At 58.0% G+C, this 18,596-nt stretch carries 15 protein-coding genes; 2 read left to right on the top strand and 13 right to left on the bottom strand.

The genetic code is table 11. The features are described from left to right. Window position 1: 1 nt before the first annotated feature. From AB0A83_RS17990 to AB0A83_RS17955, 8 genes are read right to left on the bottom strand one after another with little or no spacing between them, the layout of a single operon-like run. Window positions 2–577 (bottom strand): lytic transglycosylase domain-containing protein, encoded by a 576-nt coding sequence (locus tag AB0A83_RS17990; RefSeq protein WP_150050793.1) that lies wholly within the window; start codon window positions 575–577, stop codon window positions 2–4. A gap of 24 nt (window positions 578–601) precedes the next feature. Beyond that, the gene (gene purT / locus AB0A83_RS17985) at window positions 602–1,804 is read right to left on the bottom strand and encodes a formate-dependent phosphoribosylglycinamide formyltransferase (RefSeq protein WP_150050791.1); all 1,203 of its coding nucleotides are present in this window, start codon (window positions 1,802–1,804) and stop codon (window positions 602–604) included. After that, entirely contained in the window at window positions 1,801–3,399 is a 1,599-nt protein-coding gene (locus AB0A83_RS17980) for a DNA mismatch repair protein MutS (protein WP_367154876.1), read from the bottom strand. The genes purT and AB0A83_RS17980 overlap by 4 nt, the downstream gene beginning before the upstream one ends. Window positions 3,400–3,426: 27 nt before the next feature. Further along, on the bottom strand, window positions 3,427–4,404 hold the full coding sequence (gene hemH / locus AB0A83_RS17975) for a ferrochelatase (protein ID WP_150050787.1): 978 nt from the start codon (window positions 4,402–4,404) through the stop codon (window positions 3,427–3,429). Between the two features lie 3 nt (window positions 4,405–4,407). Continuing rightward, window positions 4,408–4,953 carry a GTP cyclohydrolase I FolE gene (gene folE / locus AB0A83_RS17970; RefSeq protein WP_150050785.1) on the bottom strand — a complete coding sequence of 182 codons (546 nt, stop codon included), beginning with the start codon at window positions 4,951–4,953 and terminating at the stop codon, window positions 4,408–4,410. A 39-nt stretch (window positions 4,954–4,992) separates the two neighbouring features. Next, window positions 4,993–6,018, bottom strand: a complete 1,026-nt coding sequence (dusA, locus tag AB0A83_RS17965) for a tRNA dihydrouridine(20/20a) synthase DusA (RefSeq protein WP_150050783.1) — start codon at window positions 6,016–6,018, stop codon at window positions 4,993–4,995. A 35-nt stretch (window positions 6,019–6,053) separates the two neighbouring features. Then, window positions 6,054–7,511, bottom strand: a complete 1,458-nt coding sequence (locus tag AB0A83_RS17960) for a DUF6513 domain-containing protein (RefSeq protein ID WP_367154875.1) — start codon at window positions 7,509–7,511, stop codon at window positions 6,054–6,056. Further along, entirely contained in the window at window positions 7,508–8,050 is a 543-nt protein-coding gene (locus AB0A83_RS17955) for a flavoprotein (RefSeq protein ID WP_150050779.1), read from the bottom strand. The genes AB0A83_RS17960 and AB0A83_RS17955 overlap by 4 nt, the downstream gene beginning before the upstream one ends. 175 nt (window positions 8,051–8,225) lie before the next feature. On the opposite strand from AB0A83_RS17955, the gene AB0A83_RS17950 reads away from it, so the two are divergent. After that, window positions 8,226–9,827 (top strand): MinD/ParA family protein, encoded by a 1,602-nt coding sequence (locus tag AB0A83_RS17950; RefSeq protein WP_150050777.1) that lies wholly within the window; start codon window positions 8,226–8,228, stop codon window positions 9,825–9,827. 121 nt (window positions 9,828–9,948) lie between these two features. Here the strand turns inward: AB0A83_RS17950 and glgX are convergent, their stop codons facing one another. The 5 genes from glgX to AB0A83_RS17925 form a co-directional block, all read right to left on the bottom strand. Then, window positions 9,949–12,117, bottom strand: a complete 2,169-nt coding sequence (gene glgX / locus AB0A83_RS17945; protein WP_150050775.1) for a glycogen debranching protein GlgX — start codon at window positions 12,115–12,117, stop codon at window positions 9,949–9,951. Between the two features lie 461 nt (window positions 12,118–12,578). Further along, window positions 12,579–13,010 (bottom strand): hypothetical protein, encoded by a 432-nt coding sequence (locus tag AB0A83_RS17940; RefSeq protein WP_150050773.1) that lies wholly within the window; start codon window positions 13,008–13,010, stop codon window positions 12,579–12,581. Window positions 13,011–13,071: 61 nt separating this feature from the next. After that, window positions 13,072–14,469: a TolC family protein gene (locus AB0A83_RS17935; RefSeq protein WP_150050771.1), complete on the bottom strand. Its 1,398-nt coding sequence runs from the start codon at window positions 14,467–14,469 to the stop codon at window positions 13,072–13,074. Between the two features lie 2 nt (window positions 14,470–14,471). After that, window positions 14,472–15,800: an HlyD family secretion protein gene (locus tag AB0A83_RS17930; RefSeq protein ID WP_367154874.1), complete on the bottom strand. Its 1,329-nt coding sequence runs from the start codon at window positions 15,798–15,800 to the stop codon at window positions 14,472–14,474. Further along, window positions 15,797–17,473 (bottom strand): ABC transporter ATP-binding protein, encoded by a 1,677-nt coding sequence (locus AB0A83_RS17925; RefSeq protein ID WP_150050767.1) that lies wholly within the window; start codon window positions 17,471–17,473, stop codon window positions 15,797–15,799. Before AB0A83_RS17925 ends, AB0A83_RS17930 begins: the two co-directional genes overlap by 4 nt. A 511-nt stretch (window positions 17,474–17,984) precedes the next feature. Between AB0A83_RS17925 and AB0A83_RS17920 the strand changes: the two genes are divergently transcribed. Next, window positions 17,985–18,593: a hypothetical protein gene (locus AB0A83_RS17920; RefSeq protein ID WP_367154873.1), complete on the top strand. Its 609-nt coding sequence runs from the start codon at window positions 17,985–17,987 to the stop codon at window positions 18,591–18,593. Window positions 18,594–18,596: the final 3 nt, after the last annotated feature.

The raw sequence follows: 18,596 nt of genomic DNA, 5'->3' as shown, positions 1-18,596 counted from the left end.
TTTAGCTTTTTCCGTAAAGTTTCAGCACGTGCTGCACATAGTTTTGAGTTTCGGGGTAGGGGGGAATGGAATAATGGTATTTCATCACCGCGCCTTCGCCCGCGTTATAACCGGCTACCGCCAATTTTAGATTGGAGTCGAACATGGCCAACAAGTCCTTCAGATAGCGGGTGCCGGCGTCTACATTCTGTTCGGCATCGTGGCGGTCGGTCACCCCGTAACGGCGGGCGGTGTCCGGCATCAACTGCATCAAGCCCACCGCGCCGGCTGACGACACTGCGTGCGGGTTATAGGCCGATTCGGCTTGAATCACGGCGTGCAGCAGCTTGGGATCCATCTGGTGCTTGGCTGCGGCTCGGGCAATCAAGTCGTTATATTTGGCTTTATTGCCCGACATGAATTTTAGATCGCGTTTGTAAGTTTTCGGGGGAGTGCGGATGATGAGCCGATAGTACAAGCCTTTTTCCGGACGGTCGGTATAGTAGATGCGACCGTCCGAATCCACCCGCTTGTATATGTCGGCAACCGCGATTGCCGGGAGCAATAGTAGTAATAACGGAGCCCTTTGCCATTTCATCCGTCGTACTCCCCGTGATACTCGTTATTCCAAAGCAACAATTTTTATGGCGTGTGCGGCGCTTAGCGCTTTTTGCCGCGCGGCGTCCGGGTTGTCCGCAGTCGCCAGGGCCACCCCCATGCGGCGGGCTGCAAAAGCCTGCGGCTTGCCGAATAGGCGTATCTCGCTGTCGGCAATCGCCAGCGCTTGGGCCAGGCCTTGATATTGAAGCGCTACGGCGTCGATACCGCCCAAAATTACCGCACTGGCGCCCGCATTTTGCAAATCGGTGCAGACCGGCAAGCCCAAGATAGCCCTGGCGTGCAGATCGAATTCGCTTTGCCGTTGACTGACCATGGTGACCATGCCGGTATCGTGCGGGCGAGGACTGACTTCGCTGAACCAGACTTCGTCATGACGCACGAACAATTCCACCCCGAATAGCCCCAAACCGCCCAAGGCTTGAGTGACCTTGCCGGCAATGGCTTGAGCGGCGGCCAAGGCTTTCGGATTCATGGGCTGCGGTTGCCAGCTTTCCCTGTAATCGCCGTTTTCCTGTACGTGGCCTATCGGCTGGCAAAAATAGGTTTGTACGTTGCCGGCCGGGTCCAGTGCCCGGACGGTTAACAAGGTGATTTCGAACTCGAAATCGATTTTGCCTTCGACGATGACTTTGCCGGTATCGGTGCGCCCGCCGGCTTTGGCATAGTCCCAGGCCGCTTGCAATTGATCCGGGCTTTTCACCATGGATTGGCCTTTGCCGGACGAGGACATGGTCGGCTTGACGAAACAAGGATAGCCTATGCCGGCATCGACAGCGGTCTGAAGTTGGGCGAACGTTTGCGCGAAGGCGTATTTCGAGGTCGGCAAGCCCAGTTCTTCCGCCGCCAGTTGACGTATGCCTTCCCTGTTCATCGTTAGTTGAATGGCGCGCGCATTCGGAACCACGGTGATACCGCCCAGCGCTTCGACTTCGGCTAACGCATCGGTAGCGATAGCCTCGAGCTCGGGGACGATTAGGGCGGGTTTTTCGTCGGCGATCAAGCGTTTAACCGCCTCGGGATCGGTCATGTCGATCACGTGGCTGCGATGGGCGATTTGCATGGCCGGCGCGCCGGGGTAGCGATCCACCGCTATCACTTCCACGCCGAAGCGTTGCAGCGAAATGGCGATTTCTTTACCGAGTTCGCCGCTGCCCAACAGTAATACTTTCGTGGCGGTCGGGCTATTGGGAGTGCCTATGTTCATCTGGATTGGGCTAAATATTGGTCGATGTCCTGCTTGGAGAAGCCGATTTTTTTGGCCACCCGATCGGCGTGGCTAATTCTGGAAATACCGTCTATCAGTTTGAAGGTCGGTTGTTCGTCGGCAAATTCCACTTGTTTGGGAACGGCGATGCCGCGTTTGACGAATACGTCCACCAGCTGATGGTTGTGGGTGATCAGGATAGTGGAGTTGCCTTTGCGGTAAAAGCCGTCCAACACGTCGATGGACGATTGCATTTTCTCTTCAAAAGTAGTGCCTTCCGCCATTTCGTCAAGCACGACCAGGCTTTTTGCACTACTGGCCAGGAAAATATCCCGGGTGCGCTTCAGTTCGGTACCGAAGCGGCCTTCGCCGTCGTCCAGGTGGCTGATTTCCGGGGCTTGGTAGAAAATCCGGTCGGCCACGCTTAAACGTGCCGCTTTAGCGGGCACGTAGCAGCCGATTTGCGCCAATAATTGAATTTGCGTCACCGTTTTGCAAAACGCGGTTTTGCCGCCGCTGTTAGGCCCGGTTACGCAGACCAGGCGCTGCTCGTCCATGGCAAAATCGTTGCCGACGTAGTCCGGGTTTTTATTGCCCAATACCGGGTTTTTGGCTTCGGTCAATTGCAGGCTGTGAGATTCGCCGTCGTGCAGCTCGGGCAACACGGTGTCGCTGCCGTAATTTTCAGCGTATTTGATGAAGGCCAGAAGTTCGTCGAGTTGCCCTAAACCGTCCAGTAGTTCGCCCAAGACTGCCGAGCGGCGAAACCGCTCGCGTAGCGGGATGATGCAATTGTCCCGATCGTAGCCGCCGATGACCGGGATATAGGCCAGCATCAGCGGTAAAAAGAACACCGAAGCGACCGAGATGCCGTCCTTGCTGAATTGGAACATGTCGCTGGGAAAGATTTTCAATACCCCCCAAATCGCCGCGGCGATCAGGCCGAGCAACAGCGGTTTGAACAGGGTGGGGCGAAAAAGAGTAGCCGGCGCGAAGCTGCCTTTTCGCTCTTCTTTGCTCTGGATGCCTTGTTCGCTGTTATAGACCGGGCCCACCATCAGCGAATAGTCGTGGCTGTCGGCAAAACGGCCGATTTTGTCGAACACGCTTTGCAGATAAGGCGATTGCGGTTTGCCGGAATTTTGAATGGCACCGACCAGATTCAGTACGAAGTTGATGCCGCGCCGGTATTGCTTGTAACCGTAACCTTCGATTTGGTTGTCGGCGCGCGCGGTGCCGAAACTGCCTAAAAATTCGCCGAACAGCAGTAAATACAAACGGTGCTCGCCGGGCGCGGCCTGGGCGACGATGTTTTCCACGTTTTCCCGCACTGCCGGGTTGTCGCGGATCTCGCGCACGGCAGCCTGCTTGGCGACAATCTCATTCAGGTCCGCCGGGGGCTGAGTCAGCGAACGGTACAACACGGTTTGCCCGGCGAGGGTGCCGGCGTAGTTGAGATGGTCGAACAGTTCGTCGACCTCTATGGTATTGAAGGCGCTTGGGTCGAGTACGCCTTGGCCGGTGGGGAGCGCTTGGCTTTTTCGCACCACTGGCCATTCGTCGTCGTTCCAGCTTTGTAATACGTTTTGTTGCATGCTCCCCTCCGGTGTCAAAGGCCGCTCTTATTCGGCGGCTAATATTAATTCGGCCATGAGTTCCACGTGGTTGTCGTTGTCGTTCAGAGCCGGAATGTAGCGGTAACTCTTACCGCCGGCGGCTAAGAATAGTTCTTTGTTGGTAATGGCGATTTCCTCCAAGGTTTCCAGACAATCGACCGCGAAGCCGGGGCAAACCACGTCGACTTGACGGACGTCTTGTTTGGGCAATTCCTGTAAAACTTCTACGCAATACGGTTTGAGCCACTCGGCCCGGCCGAAACGCGACTGGAACACCAGACGCCATTGTTTATCCGTCAACTGCAATTCTTCCGCCAGCAAACGCGCAGTGGTTTGGCAATGATAGAAATAGGGGTCGCCCATTTCGGTCAAGGCCGCCGGCAATCCGTGAAACGACATCAGCAGCAAGCCGGCTTGGCCTTGGGTTTGCCAATGCTGGCGAATCGACTCGGCGACGGCTTTGATATAGGCCGGCGTTTGGTGGTAATCGCTGACGAAGCGCAACGACGGTAGGTGGCGCCATTTGCAGAACTCGGCCGCTACCACGTCGAAAACCGCTGCGGTGGTGGTGGAGGAGTATTGCGGATATAGCGGTACAATCACGATGTTTTGCACGCCTTGCTGTTTGAGTTCCTGCAACTTGTCGGCCAAGGCCGGCTTGCCGTAGCGCATCGCGCAATCGATCAACAACTGTTCGTCGCCTATGCGCTTGGCGAGTTTGTCGCTGAGTTGCCGGGTATAGGCCAGCAGCGGCGAGCCTTTGTCGGTCCAGATCGCTCGATAAGCATGGGCCGATTTGCGCGGTCGCAGCGGCAGGATGAACAGGTTCAATATCAGCCACCACAGTGGCCGCGGCAGATTGACTACCCGTGGGTCGCCTAAAAATTCGCGCAGAAATTGGCGAACGTCGCGGGTGCGGGTGCTGGCCGGAGACCCCAAATTGACCAGCAGCACCCCGGTTTTGCGCGCTAAGCTTGCAGCCATACGTTACTTACGGTTGATCAGATTTAAAAACTCGGAGCGGGTGGAAATTTCTTCGCGGAAGATGCCGGTCATGACCGAGGTGGTCATCACCGAATTTTGCTTTTCCACGCCGCGCATCATCATGCACAAATGCTTGGCTTCGACCACAACCGCCACTCCGCGGGCGTTGATGGAGGTTTCCACCGCGTCGGCGATTTGTCTAGTCAGTTGTTCCTGGATTTGCAAGCGGCGCGCGTACATGTCGACGATGCGGGCCAGTTTGGATAAACCCAGTACCCGGCCTTGCGGCAAATAGCCGATATGGCATTTGCCGATAAACGGCAACAAATGGTGTTCGCACAAAGAATACAGTTCGATGTCCTTGACGATCACCATGTCTTCGGTGTCGGCTTCGAAGATGGCGCCGTTCAGTACGTCGTCCAAATTTTTCTCGTAGCCGTTGTTCAAAAATTTGAAGGCTTCGGCCGCCCGTTTCGGGGTATCGCGCAGACCTTCCCGGTTAACGTCCTCGCCGATAGTCTCAATAATTTTGCGGAAATATTCTTCCATTGCCGTCCCCCCTGATGCAAAAAATGGCCCGAGTATACCTCAACCACCGGTAAATTCTAAGGCGCGCAATAGTACCCGCGCGTCGGCTCCCGGCTTGGCGGCGTGTTCGCTGAGATGCCGGCGCCAGGCCCGCGCGCCGTTGGCGCCGTGAAACAGGCCGAGCAGGTGGCGGGCGATGTTGTTCAAGCGCGCACCTTGGGCTAATTGCTGTTCCACGTACGGTATCAGTGCCAATACGACGTCGCGTCGGCTGGGAATCGGGCTGTCGCTGCCGAACAACTCCCGGTCTACCTGGCTGAGAATATAGGGATTGTGATAGGCCTCGCGGCCCAGCATCACCCCGTCCACCGTTTCGAGCAAACTTGTAGCGGTTTGCAGGGTCGTTATGCCGCCGTTGATGACGATTTCCAGATGCGGAAAGTCCCGCTTCAGCTGGGCGACCACGTCGTAGCGCAGCGGCGGAATTTCCCGGTTTTGTTTCGGCGATAGTCCGCTCAACCAGGCCTTGCGGGCGTGTACGATGAAGGTGTTGCAGCCTGCTGCGGACACGGTGGCGATAAAGTCGAGCAACTCGGGGTAGGAGTCTTTGTCGTCTATGCCGATGCGCGATTTGACCGTGACCGGAACCGGCACCGCCTGATGCATCGCTGCGACGCAATCGGCCACTAGCTTGGGTTCGGCCATCAGGCAGGCGCCGAAACGGCCGTTCTGCACCCGGTCGCTGGGGCAGCCTACGTTCAGATTGATTTCGGCGTAGCCGTATTCTGCGCCGATGCGGGCGCAGGCCGCCAAATCGCCGGGATCACTGCCGCCCAGTTGCAGCGCGACCGGTTGTTCTTCGGCATTGAAGCGTAAGTGTCTGGCTGCGTCGCCGCGCAAAATTGCGCCGGTCGTGACCATTTCGCTGTATAGCAGGGCGCGTTTGGATAGCAAGCGAAAAAAGTAACGGCAGTGGCTATCGGTCCAATCCAGCATCGGCGCAACGCAAAAGCGTCGGCTCAAGCCGGGATGGGGCTGCGGGGCGGCGGCCAGGTCGGCCGCCGTTGAGTCTATTGGTTCGAGCATGTTTGAAAGCGGATTGCAGGCAGGCGGAATTTTCCTCAGGACGCGGAGGACGGCGCGGGTTGATCGGGGGATTGCGGATGGTCGGTTTCGTCGCGGTGGGCTTTTTTCAAGGTAGTGCCGGCTGGTTTGAAGGTGTGCAAATCGGCTTCCGATTCCACGCCCTGCGCCGCACAGCCCCAGGATAATTGTTGATCTTGGGTGAAACGTTTGCCCAATTGCCAGGCGATTTGGGCCCGGGCTAACTCGACGCCCAGATAAAAAGCGTGACCGCCGTCGCTTTCCACCCCCAATTTCGGAAACAGCTCGAACGGATCGACGGCGGTGTGGAAACCGTCGCGGTTGAAGACGTGCAAGCCGTCGCGGCTGACTTGAATGCGATAACTGGGGTCCTTGATTTCGGCCGCTATAGCCTCGATTTCGTCGCGCCGGTACGGGAAAGGCGCGGTATCGTGCACAGTCAGCAAGTCCGCCGAAATGTGTTTGGGCAGACTGTCGTGCTGTTTGGCGGCATACATGATGCGGCGGGCCCGGTCGGCCTCGCGGACGGCGCGGCAGGCGTGTTGGCTGACTTCGGTGGCCAGAATGTGGTTGATGTCCAGCTCGGAACAAATGCCGAGCAAAAGAGCATTCATGCCGGCCGTGTCGGCGTGGGTGAGTTCGGTCAAGTTGCCGACGCCCAGCATCATTTCGACTTCCGGATAACGTTGGCGGAATTGGTAGTTGCGCGCTAACGAGGCGGTGAAGCCGAAGTGGATAGGATCCAGAATCGGGTCGACGATGAAGGCGCGGCCTTTGCGCTGTAAACCTTCGATGGCCGTATCCACGCTGGATAAATCCCCGTGCACCTGCGGAATTACTATCGGCGTGGCCGCCACTTCGTCGGCTATCCACAAGCTGCGCTCGGTCAGGCTGAGCAGATAATCGGCCCCGGCCCGGCCGCCGGCCAGCAAATCGGCGTCTTCCAGCGAATCGATGCTGACCGTGAAACCCTCCTGTTTCAGGGTGCGTATGCTGTCGGTCAGATGCGGAAACGGCGTGCCGGGCAGGCAGCCGATGTCGATCACGTCGGCGCCGTTGGCCCGGTAATAATGGGCTCGTTCGACGATGGCCTCCACCGAGATAGTGGGGGCGTCGACGATTTCGGCAAAAATCTTGGTCCGGTAACGGCTTAAATCATAGTGATGTGCGCCCTTACCGAAATAAAGCGGCAGATCCTTGACTTCCTCCGGGCCGCGCTCGACCGGCACGCCGAGTTGTTGCGACAACGCGGCAATGTCGCCGCGGCAACGGCCGGGGATGACGATGCGGGTGGCGCCGTCGGTGTCCTGCAAACGCCGGCCTATCATCTCGGTGGTCATCAAGGCGGCGACTTTTACTCCCATTTCCTTGACCTTGTACAAAAAGTCCGGCTGCATGGCCGCCAGAATTTGCCGCAATTGTTTTTCGGCCAGTTTGCCGGTCAGAAATAAAATGCGTTCCGGTTCGGCGTTCATAAGCCCAAGTGCGCCAGGCGCCGGTCGACCGCGATTTTTAACTCGTCCACGCTTTCCACGACTTCGGTATAGGGAAAGGTTTTGATTTTTTCGGTGGCTTCCAAATCGATGGGGCGCGGATACACCATGACTTTTTTCTTGCCGGGCGCGGTAGTTTCCATTTCCGGCGCCACGTCGCACGGGTAGACGATACTGGGCACACGGCATTTGCCTGCTTGCGAATACAGATTGGTGACCAGCGAGTCGGCGATGCCCAATACGCATTTGGCGATGGTATTGGATGTGCTCGGCGCCATCACGAAGGTATGATAGCGGCCGGTGTAAAACCAGCCTACCGGCGGCGCGGAAGCCGCTTTATCCCGGTATATCGGCAGTCGGTCGCGGATGTCTTTCAGCTCAACGCCGTACATGCGCAGCACTTCTTCGCCGGCTTGGCTGAGGTATAAATCCACGTCGCTAAGGCTGAGCAGGTATTCGAGGCATTCTTCGATATAATGGCCGGAGCCTGTAATCGCCCAGGCGAGTCGTGGTGGTTTCATCGGCAAATTCAACGAGCAAACAGGTGGGCATTATACCCCAGCCGCCATGCCGGACTCGCTTCCTATGCTGTTTGGCGCAAGCCGATTTGCGCAATCGGTGGCGTTCGGCGGTTTGGATTGCGGGTAGTTTCAATTTCGCTGCTGCCGGTCTTGCGTGCCGGTTCGGAAAGTCGCTATGCAGATCAACAATATTCTCGCTTCTACTCCTGCTGCCGGCCAATCGGCCCAAGTCATGGTGTTTACCAGCGGCAAAGGCGGAGTCGGCAAAACCAGCGTCGCCGCCAATGTGGCGACGGCCATCGCCCGCCGCGGCGGGCGGGTCTGTTTGTTCGATGCCGATACCGGTTTGGCCAATATCAACATTCTGTTGGGATTGCGGCCGGAGTTTACCTTGGAGCAGGTGATCGACGGGCAAAAATCCATCCGCGACATCGTGGTTGAAACCCCGCAAGGCGTATCCGTGGTGCCGGGGGCCAGCGGCGTTGAGGCCTTGGCCAATCTCGACTCGGCCGGGTTAAATCGCTTGAGTGCGGCGATGGCGGAACTCGAGGCCGACTACGACTATTTTTTGATCGATACCGCCGCCGGCGTAGCGGACAACGTGCTGAAAATCATCCAGGCGGCGCCCTACACGTTTTTATTGATCACCCAAGAGCCGACCTCGCTGACCGACGCCTTTGCCTTGTTGAAATTATTGCACGGCCGCAGTTACCCGGGGCGGTTGCGGGTGATCGTCAACATGGCCGGCGATTACGCCCAAGCCACCGAAACCTTTCGCCGCTTTGCCGCGGCCGCGGAGAAATATCTGCAGTTGCAAGTGGAATACGGCGGCTTTGTGGCCGATGATGCCGAGGTCGCCAAATCGGTTCTCCGGCAAACGCCTATCGTCGAATCGTTGCCCAATGCGCCGGCCAGCCGGTGCTTATATGCCTTGGCCGATAACATCATGCGTTATCTGGGGGCGGAAGCCGGCGCATCCGGTTGGACGGATTATTGGCGAAGTTTGTTGGCCGAGGTCGAGCTTAGTCCTGCAGCCGCAGCGGTATCCGGCCCGGTGCCGGACGGCAGCGCGAGCGTGGCCGAGAGCCAAACGTTGGAGGCCTTGTGCCGCCGCGTGTTGGCGGCTTTCACAAATTACCGCGGCGACCAGCCGCAACTTCAAGGCTTTTTCGGCGATTTGCTGACGGCGTATGTCGATGCGCTTGGCGTATATCCGCCGGGATTCGAGGCAGTGTTGTTTCGCTGGCTGGAAGCGGAAGATTATGCCGGCTCCAAGTTGCAGGAATTAGTCGCTAATTTGGAAGTGCTGTACATGCTGCGCCATCAGCAGCCGCTGTTTAGTGTGGAAACTCACGCCGCACGCTTGGTTGCGGCGAGCCAAGGTGACGAAGCGCGTTTGCGCGGCTTGATCGGGCAATTGCGTAGCGCCTACCGGCAGGCCTTTAAAACCGAGGTATTCGACGCCAGGCAGGAACTTGTGGACGGCATCGCGCGCGACGACTTTCATGCCGAGGATTTCCAGCAGTTACTGGATGTCTTGTTGTCGGCTTATCGGCGGCGCTTCGGCCAACCGTATAAGGGGCAAAGCGAGCTGCTGCTGGAATTGACCGCCGAAAAACTGCAGGAAATCAACGCCGGCGAGCAAAATCTCAAGCGGCAAATCGACGGCTTGCAACAAAGTGCGGCCGAACTGCGGCAGCAGCGAGAAGCCTTGTTGGCCGCGTTGCAAACCGCGGCGGAGGCCAATCTTACTCCCGACCGGTTGACGAAGGACTGAGGCGATTGACTGCGAAAATATACTCATACTCGCCTGATAGGCGGCCGCTTTTACACTCGGTAGCCGCACAACAAACCGGTGCCGTTCGGGTGCAGTTATTCCCGGCAATCGACTAAGCGCTTTATTCGTTTAAATCGAAAATTTTGATGTGGGTCAGTTTGCTAAAAAAACCGCTGCCGGCGCGGGTGTGCAGCAAATGGTTGGCGACGTTTTCGAACACCGCGATGCTGCGGCTATCGACGGTATAAGTGGGTTTATTGTGCAGTTTTTGTTGTTCCGGCGGCAGGATATCGTGCGGCGATTTTAACGAGGTGTCCAGCGCCAGGCACCAGGTGCGGCCTTCGATGTGCGGTAGCTGGTGTTTGTGCTTCAGATGCGACATATTCATCACCACGTGCAAATCCGGGTCTTCCGGCGCTACTCCGGCCAAGGTATAAGCCAAAAAGCGCAGCTCGGGATTGTGCCAGTCCGGAGCCTGATTGGGCTCGGTACCGTACCAAGCAATGTCGGCAAGGTCGCGCAGCTCCAATTTGTCGCCACTCAGAAAGTTGCGGCGCATCAGCGAATGATGGCGTTTACGCAGTTGAATCATTTGTTGGACGAAGCGGACGATGTCGGTATTTTGCTGGCAATCGTTCCAGTCCAACCAGCTGAGGTCGTTATCTTGACAATAACCGTTGTTGTTGCCTTTCTGGCTGTTCAAGAACTCGTCCCCGGCCAATAACATCGGTACGCCGTGGCTCAGCAGCAATAGCGCGAAGGCGTTTTTAGCTTGTTTGCGGCGCAGGGCCAGGATGGCGCCATTTTGGGTCGGTCCTTCCGCGCCGCAGTTGTAACTGATGTTGTTGTTGCAGCCGTCGCGATTATGTTCGCCGTTGGCGTAATTGTGTTTATCGTTGTAGCTGAACAAATCGTGCAGGGTGAAGCCGTCGTGGCAGGTGATGAAGTTGATGCCGCTGATGGGCAGCCGGCCTTGATGTTGATACAAATCGCTGCTGCCGCAAATGCGGGTAGCCAGTTCGCTGACTACGCCCCCGTCGCCGCGTAAAAACCGGCGGACGGTATCCCGGTACATGCCGTTCCATTCCCCCCAGCGGTAACCCGGAAAGCTGCCGACTTGGTATAAACCGGATGCGTCCCAGGCCTCGGCGATCAATTTGGATTTGGCTAGTTGTTGCGACAGTTCTATGCCCCAGACTACCGGCGGATCTTGCATCACGTGGCCGTCTTCTCCGCGCGACAGCGCGCTGGCCAAATCGAAGCGAAAACCGTCTACGTGCATTTCCCGCACCCAGTATTCCAGCGAACTGATGATGAAATTGCTGACCACCGGATGGTTGGCGTTCACCGTGTTGCCGCAACCTGTGTAGTCGAAGAAAATTCGCCTGTCGTGCTTATCGGTCAGATAAAAACTATTGCCGGTGATGCCTTTGAAATTGATGACCGGTCCTTCCGCGCCGGCCTCCGAGGTGTGGTTGAACACCACGTCCATGATTACGCCGATGCCGGCTTTGTGCAAAGCCTTGACCAAGTCCCGAAATTCGCGGATATGGCTGGCTTGCTCCGGCGTCACGCAATAGCCGGGGTGCGGACTGAAAAAACTGTGCGTGCTGTATCCCCAATAATTGTTCAAACCTAAATCGGCGGTATGCGGCGGTACGTCTTGGCGGTCGAAGGCCATGACAGGCAGTAACTCGACGTGGGTGATGCCCAAATCGCGCAGATAGGGTATTTTTTCGATCAAGCCGGCAAAGGTACCCGGGTGTTTGACTTGAGACGACTCGTGGCGGGTAAAACCGCCCACGTGCAGCTCGTAAACGATGGCTTTTTCGCTGCGAATCGCCAGCGGCGTGTCGCCTTCCCAGTCGTAATCGCTTTCATCCACCACGGCGGCCCGCATTGCGCGGCCACTGTTGTCGCCCGGCAGGCAGGCGGCGGCACGGTTCCACAACTTGTCGCTGACCGCCCTGGCCCAAGGGTCCAGCAGCAATTTGTCGCGGTCGAACCGCAAGCCGGCTTCCCGGGTGGCGCAAGGGCCGTCTATGCGCCAACCGTACCAAACGCCGGGGGGTAGTGCTTCTACGAACACATGCCAGGAAAAAAACGTGTGGTTTTTATGTCTATCGAGCGGGATGACTTGAAAAGGGGTTGCGCTATCGTCCTGCGCGAACAGTAACAGCTCTACCTGAGTGGCATAGCGGCTCATGATCGAGAAATTCACGCCTTCCGCACTGACTAAGGTGCCGTGAGGGTAAGGGCTGCCCGGTCGTAGATGGTATGTAGGGTGCATGGGTTGGGTAGGAAAACGATGGAATGCGGGGATTTTACTGCAAATCAGCGGCTAGGCCCTATCGGCATTTGGCTTTCCGTCCTGTCCGGGCATGGCTACGAGTAAGAATAGGCCTAGGTTTGCCGAGCTTGCCGGCTTTGATCGTCCGGTCTTGGAGAGGCCGAGTACGGGGCATGAGACCGGCCGATGAGCGCTCAATGTGCGGGAGCGATGTGTTGCCGCGATAGTGTTGGTGTCCGGGGGCGACAGCGGGTTTCACCTGTCTGCCCGTTCAAACCCGGTTCGGATTAAGGATGTTGACGATGAAAGTCATTGTGGGAGCGACGCCCTCGTCGCGACGAGGGCGTCGCTCCCACCGAAAAACTTTCATTTGCCGGGATGATGCCGCTTTTTCATGGGCGTTAGACTTATTCAACGCGTTCCACCGCTGTTCGGCCTACGAGCCGAACAGCGATGCGCGGTCATGCCATTAGCCAGAAAAAACCGCCGGTTAAGACAACGAGTTGCGTGGCCACCCATTGGATTTTTTGCCGATTGGGCATGGATTCCCAGGCAAACCGGATGTTGAGTTTGCTTTGCTCGAAAAAACAGTGGCAGCGGTGGCGCCAGCGGTGCAGCATGCGCGGCAAGCGCCGCCAGAAACGGTAAGCCATGCCTGCTCCTACCATGCAATTAAAGTAAAACGTCAGCATTTGCGCAGTGGCTTTATTCAGCTCGAAGCTATGGATCAGCCATTCTTCCAACAAAAACGATTCGATTTCGTAAACCATATGCAAAATGATGGCGATGCCGTGCAGCAACTTGGCTTTCAGATCGAACATGACATCGGGTGAAACCAGTAGACCGATCAATACGATCATTATCGCAATGGTTTTTATCGACGGTTTTTTCATGCGGTTGTCCTCCGGCTCTCGGTGTGTCGTATAAGTTAACCGGGAATATCCTCGGTTGGATTTACTGAAGTTGGCCGATGACCGCTTGGTAATCGACATTGGCCTTGAATAAACCGGCGCCGGCCTCGGCGGCCATAAGCGCGGCGTCTCCGGCAGCGATTTCACGCAAGTTCACGAACAAGATCGTGGTTTCGCCCAAATCGAAACGGGTGCGTTCGCCGTCTTCCAGCATGCGGGCCGCCTGTTGTTGCTCACGGCTGAGCTGTAGACGCTGGCGGGCGGCGTGCAAGGCCGACAATACATCTTTCACTTCCGCTGCGATCCGGTCTTCTGCGCCTTTGCGCTCCCAACGCAGCCGCCGCAAATTGGCCGAGGCGGTTTGCCCGCGGCCGGAAGCGACTCTTTGTTGCAACGGAATATCGACATTGAGACCGACGTAGAGTTCGTCCCGATTGAGCTTGTATTTACCGTCGCCGATGTCTTTGGCACCCAGCACCGATAGGTCGATGCCGGGCGCGCGCTGATTGTCTTGCAACTCCACTTCGGTTTCGCTCTGGCGGATTTGCAAGGCCAGACGTTTGAGTTCCGGCCGTTGCGATAACGCCGTGCCGAGCATGTCGTCGAAAACCTCGCTAATCGGCGGGGCTTGTTCGGGAAAACCGTTAGGTAAGCGTTCGCGGCCCGGCAATTGCGGTTGACCGTCCGCATCGCGCCAGTACAGCGATAATTGAATCGCGCTTTGCTCCAACAGCCGAGTGGCGGCGACCACGCGCTCGCGGCGCTCGATAATCGCCCGCTGATTGTCCAGCGCTTCGAATTCCGGAATGTCGCCGGCCGCCACTCGCTCCAGAATGCCCGCATTGCGTTGTTCGGCGATAGCCAGTAACTTTTCCGCGATGTGCAGGCGCTGTCCCGCCAGCACCCAGTCCCAGTAGCGGTGGCCGGCCATCCGGCGAATATCGATCAGGCTTTGATCGAATTCGTGGCTGGCAATTAGCTTGCCCAATTCCGCCTGTAACAGGCCTGCCCGGCGCCGGTCGATGTCGCGGTTGCGCCAGAGCGGCAGGTTGACGCCGATGCGGGCTTCGCCGTCGGTGGCGGTCAGGCTTTTGCCTTCGTAAACCGGATAATCGCCGCTACCGCGCCGCCATCCGCCGAAGAAGGTCGCGCCCAGGAACGGTGTCGCTTGTTCGAACCCGACGTCGACGTTGCGGTTCTCGTACAAGCCGACGACCGACCATTGGTTTTTAGATTTCAACAAGGTATCGAAGCCGCCTTCGGCTTCCAGCACCCGCCCCTCGGCGGCGTCTTTCAATTGCTCGGATGCCAACAGCCCTGGAAAGGCGCGCAAGGCCGCGGCTTGCACCTCGGCCAAGCTCAGTAGTGCGGGCGGGTCGGCCCGGCTGGTCGGGCAAACCAATAAGACGGCCATCAGCCATGATGTCAAGCGAACCTTCATAATCATTTATCCCGGGTTGCGTCGTTCTGTTTGGCGCCGTCTTTGATGGTTTGCCCGGCAGCGGGTTCCGGCAGCACCAACGGCGGAAAACCGTTGAATATCCGCCACAGCTCGTAACCCAGCGTGACTTGGCTTAGCAACACCCAGCCGTTGACCCGCACGCCTTGGCGCAGAAAACGCGGTTCAGGCCAGGGGATGTCGTCCGGATCGGCGATCACCAGGATGCGAAAGTGGCCCTTGCCGTCGTCGGTGGCATCGATCAGGGCGACGCGTCCGCCGAACGAGCCTACCGAAAATTCCGGCCATCCGCCGAATTGCACGGCCGGATAGCCCTCGAACTGCAGCCGGACGGGGCGGTCGGGCACGATCAGCGGTAAGTCGTTGCCGTCCATCCAAAGTTCTACCGCCCGCTGCTCGCTGTCCGGCACCAAAATCGCCAGGGGCTGTCCGGATTTGACCATTTCGGCGCCGGGATTTGCCAACAAGCGCAGTATGGTGCCGTCGCGCGGCGCGGTAATGCTTTGGGTTTGCTGGCGGGCCAGCCGGGTTTCCAATTTCAGCACGTCGGCACGGACATATTGCTGGTCTTCTACCGCCTTGTTCAAGTCTGACTCGGTCTTTTGGATAGACGCGGCGGTATCGGCGTCGAGTTTGCCCAGGTCGGCTTCCAGCGCCTTGATTTCGCTGCTTGCGGCTCGTAGCGCCGCATCGGCGCGCTCGCTGTCGGCTTGACGCTGTGCGCGTTCCAGTTGCGCCAATTCCAGGGTGCGGCGGGAAGCCAGGCCTTTGTTCTGCAAGTGCTGCTGGCGGTCGAGATTCAGGGCTGCGGTGTGGTGGGCGGCTGTGGCGGCGTCCACTGTTTGCTGAGCGGCTTTGCGGCGTTCGCGAGCCATGGCGATTCGCGCTTCAGCGGCGGCCAGTGCTTGCGGCCGCGCTTGTTGGGCCATGCGTAATTGCTGGCGCAAGGTTTCGACCCGGGCGTCGGTAGCCGCCTGTTTGGCTTGCAAGGCTGCATACTCGGCTTGAATGCGTTGCAATATCAAAGGATCGTTGTCGTTGAGTTCGGCGATGACCTCGCCTTTTTTCACTTGAGTTCCCTCCCGCACCCGCCAGTGGGCTATCCGGCCGTCGACCGGCGCGCCTATGAGTTGTTGGCGTTCGTTCGGCGAGTACGCCACCACCCGGCCGATGCCGCGCACGTTTTGCTGCCAGGGTGTCAGGGCGAGAAAAATCAGTAAACCGACAAACAGCCACGCCATGGAGCGGGCGACGCGTCGGGCAATGCCGGCGGTTTGCGCCTGTTGCAGGGTATCCAGTTCCAACCGGCTCATGACGCGGCTCCGTTGTCGGGTTGTGCGGGAAGCGCCATTACCCGGCCGTTACGAATCTCGATGCGGCGGCGGCAAAAATCCGCGACTGCAGGTTCTTGGCTGACGACGACCAGCGTCCACGGGGCCTGCTCGCTAGTCAGGCTATGCAATATGCCGGGCAGCGCGCGCCGGTCTATACAGTCCGGGACGCGGTCCAGCAATAACAGTTTCGGTTGGCGGCAAACGGCGCGGGCCAGCGTCAACCGTAGCGCTTGTTCCTGATTCAACGGCGCGCCGTTCGCGGCCAGCCGGGTATTCAGACCGTCGGGCAGCGAGAGCACGAAATCCAGTAGCTCAACGGTTGCAAGTGCCTTGCGGCATTGTTGGTTATCGGCATTCCAGCCCAATTTGAGGTTGTCCAGGATGCCGGCTTCGATGATTTCGGCCTCGCGTACCAGCGCGATCCGGTCGCGCAGCCGGAGTAAATTCAACTCCCGCAAATCGTGGCCGTCGATTTCGATGCGGCCGCTAAGCGGCGTGCGCAAGCCGAACAGGCAATCGAGCAGCGTGCCGCGTTCCGCACCAGTGCCTATAAGTAAATGTTCGCCGGGCGTCAAGTGCAGGTCGATGTCGTCCAGGCGATCTAGTGTCGGTAGGCGGGCCACGCTTAGATGGTGTATGTCCACCCGGTACGGCTCGCTGATTTCAAGGATGGCTTCGTCGTTGCCGATTTCTTGCGGCAAGTCTTGTAAATGACCGATTTTGTCCAGGCTGGTCAGCAATTCGTAAAAGTTGTCCAAGGTCTTGCCGAGCCGGGTCAGGCCGTAAATCATGGCGCTGACCACCAGTTCGGCGGCGATCAATTGACCCAGGCTGAGTTGGCGCTCGATGACCATCCAGCCGCCCATGCCCAGTAATAAGGTATTGGCGACGGCATGCAGCGACAGGGCGGCAATGTTTTGCCGGTTAAGAATGCGAAAGTGGCGTTGGCAGGCGTTCAAATAGTCGGTTGCCAAGCGTTCGCTACGTTCGTGGAAAAAGCGCTCCCCGGCCGCGTTGCGAGTCAACAGCGGGTGAGTCGCTATGGTCTCCAGCCAGGCGGCCGCTTCGTATTTGGCTTTGGATTGTTCGATGGCGGTTTTGACCCCCTCCTTACCCAGCACGAATAAAATGAAAGCCAGCATGGCCACCATGAACAAATCGAAGGCCAGCAACATCGGGTGGTAAAACGCCAGCAAGATCATGCCTATCAGGGTTTGCAGCAGATAGCCCAGGGTTTCCAGCAGCATGACGGCGGCGGTCTTTTGCAGCGTGACGACGTCGAAAAAGCGGTTTGCCAATTCCGGCAAGTGTCGGCTATCGTGCAGTTCGAAGCGGGCGTGGGCCAATTGTTGCGCAGCCAAGCCAAAATGCCGCACGAACAAACGGCGCTGCAACATTTCCACAACGTAAAACTGCAAAGCCGCCAGACTGTTGCCGAGCAGCATCAGCACCAACAGGATCAGTGTCAATACCGCCAAAGGCTGCAGCAGGGCGCCGAAAGCAATGGTGTTGACCAAGGCTTGAACGGCTATCGGCGTCGCCAGCGACATCAAGCCTATGGCAATGCCGTATATGATCAAGGTATGTACGTCGTCGCGTTCGACGGCGATCAATTCGCGCAGGCGCTGAAGCGGGGACTGCGAGCTTGCCATTGTGAACTCCTTTGTGTGGGATGGTCAGCGATCGAAACTTTATATATGGGGACAAAACGGACGCTAATGTCCGGACGGGTAGGGCGGCGGTAGCCTGGCAGGGCGGTTTCCGGCTGTACCCGCAAGAGTGCGTTTAACAGGCTGTGTTGGTTGCTGCTGGCAGGGAATATCCATGGGCGCTTGGTCGGTTGCCGTTTCAGGTGATTGTAGCGAAAAATGCCTGGCCGCTCCGGCCGCCGGCGCTATACCGGGGCAGCAAATGGCACGTTGCCTGGGACCGTGGCAGCGGCCTAGGGTTCCGCACGCTTCCGGTTGCCGGTTGCAATTCTGCCCTTGTCTTGCTTAAAGCGGCGACAACAGGTAGAGTTTTCTCCTACCTGCGGCGAGTGATATGAGTCTGTGCTGAACACTTTGAATCAGGAGATTTTCGCGCAACCTTTTAATTGTTTGGCCAATAATGCCGTTTTCGCCTACCCGTTCCCGCCCCCGGGCCGAGCTGTCCCAGCAGGAAATGCGTACCATTAGTCAAGCCATAGGTCGCGAGTTCGCACCGCGTTTTTTTCGGCGCCAGTTAGCGCCGGGGAGCGGTTGCAGTTTTTCGTCCCAAGAATTGCGCGACATCGGTTGCGAAATTAGCCGCGAATTTGCCCCGAACCGTCTCGTCCGTCCGCCCGGTCTGGTGTTGCTGGCCTTGTCGCCGCAGCGTTTGCATGCCTATTGGCAAGCTCCTCAACCCTTGTCGACGGCCATGCCGCAGAGCGCAGAGGCAGCGCAGGAACCGCTGACGCTCAGAGTATTCCCGCATGCCGCGGCAACGGCGGAAAATAGGCTCGAGTCGCCATGGCTCGATCTGGCCGTGGCTCGTAGCGGTTTCCACGCGGACATTCCGCTACCGGATGTCTGGCTGCGAAATGCGGTGAGCGAGTTTAGTGCGGTTCTGGGCGAGACAGCCGCCGACGGGGCTTTCAAACCGTTGCTGGTTTCCAATTCGGCCACGGCGCCGGCCCGGTATTGGGATTCGCTAACCGCATTGCCGCAGGTTTTTTCGCAGTTCATCCTGCCGAATTTGCCCGCAGCCAGTTCCGTTAGCGTCAAGGTATCCCCGGCCGAATCCCACTGAAAA

This window comes from Methylomonas sp. HYX-M1 (assembly GCF_040741385.1).
Lineage (GTDB): Bacteria > Pseudomonadota > Gammaproteobacteria > Methylococcales > Methylomonadaceae > Methylomonas > Methylomonas rhizoryzae.
Note: the sequence above shows the minus strand (reverse complement) of the source record. Positions and strands in the feature narration are given on the sequence as shown.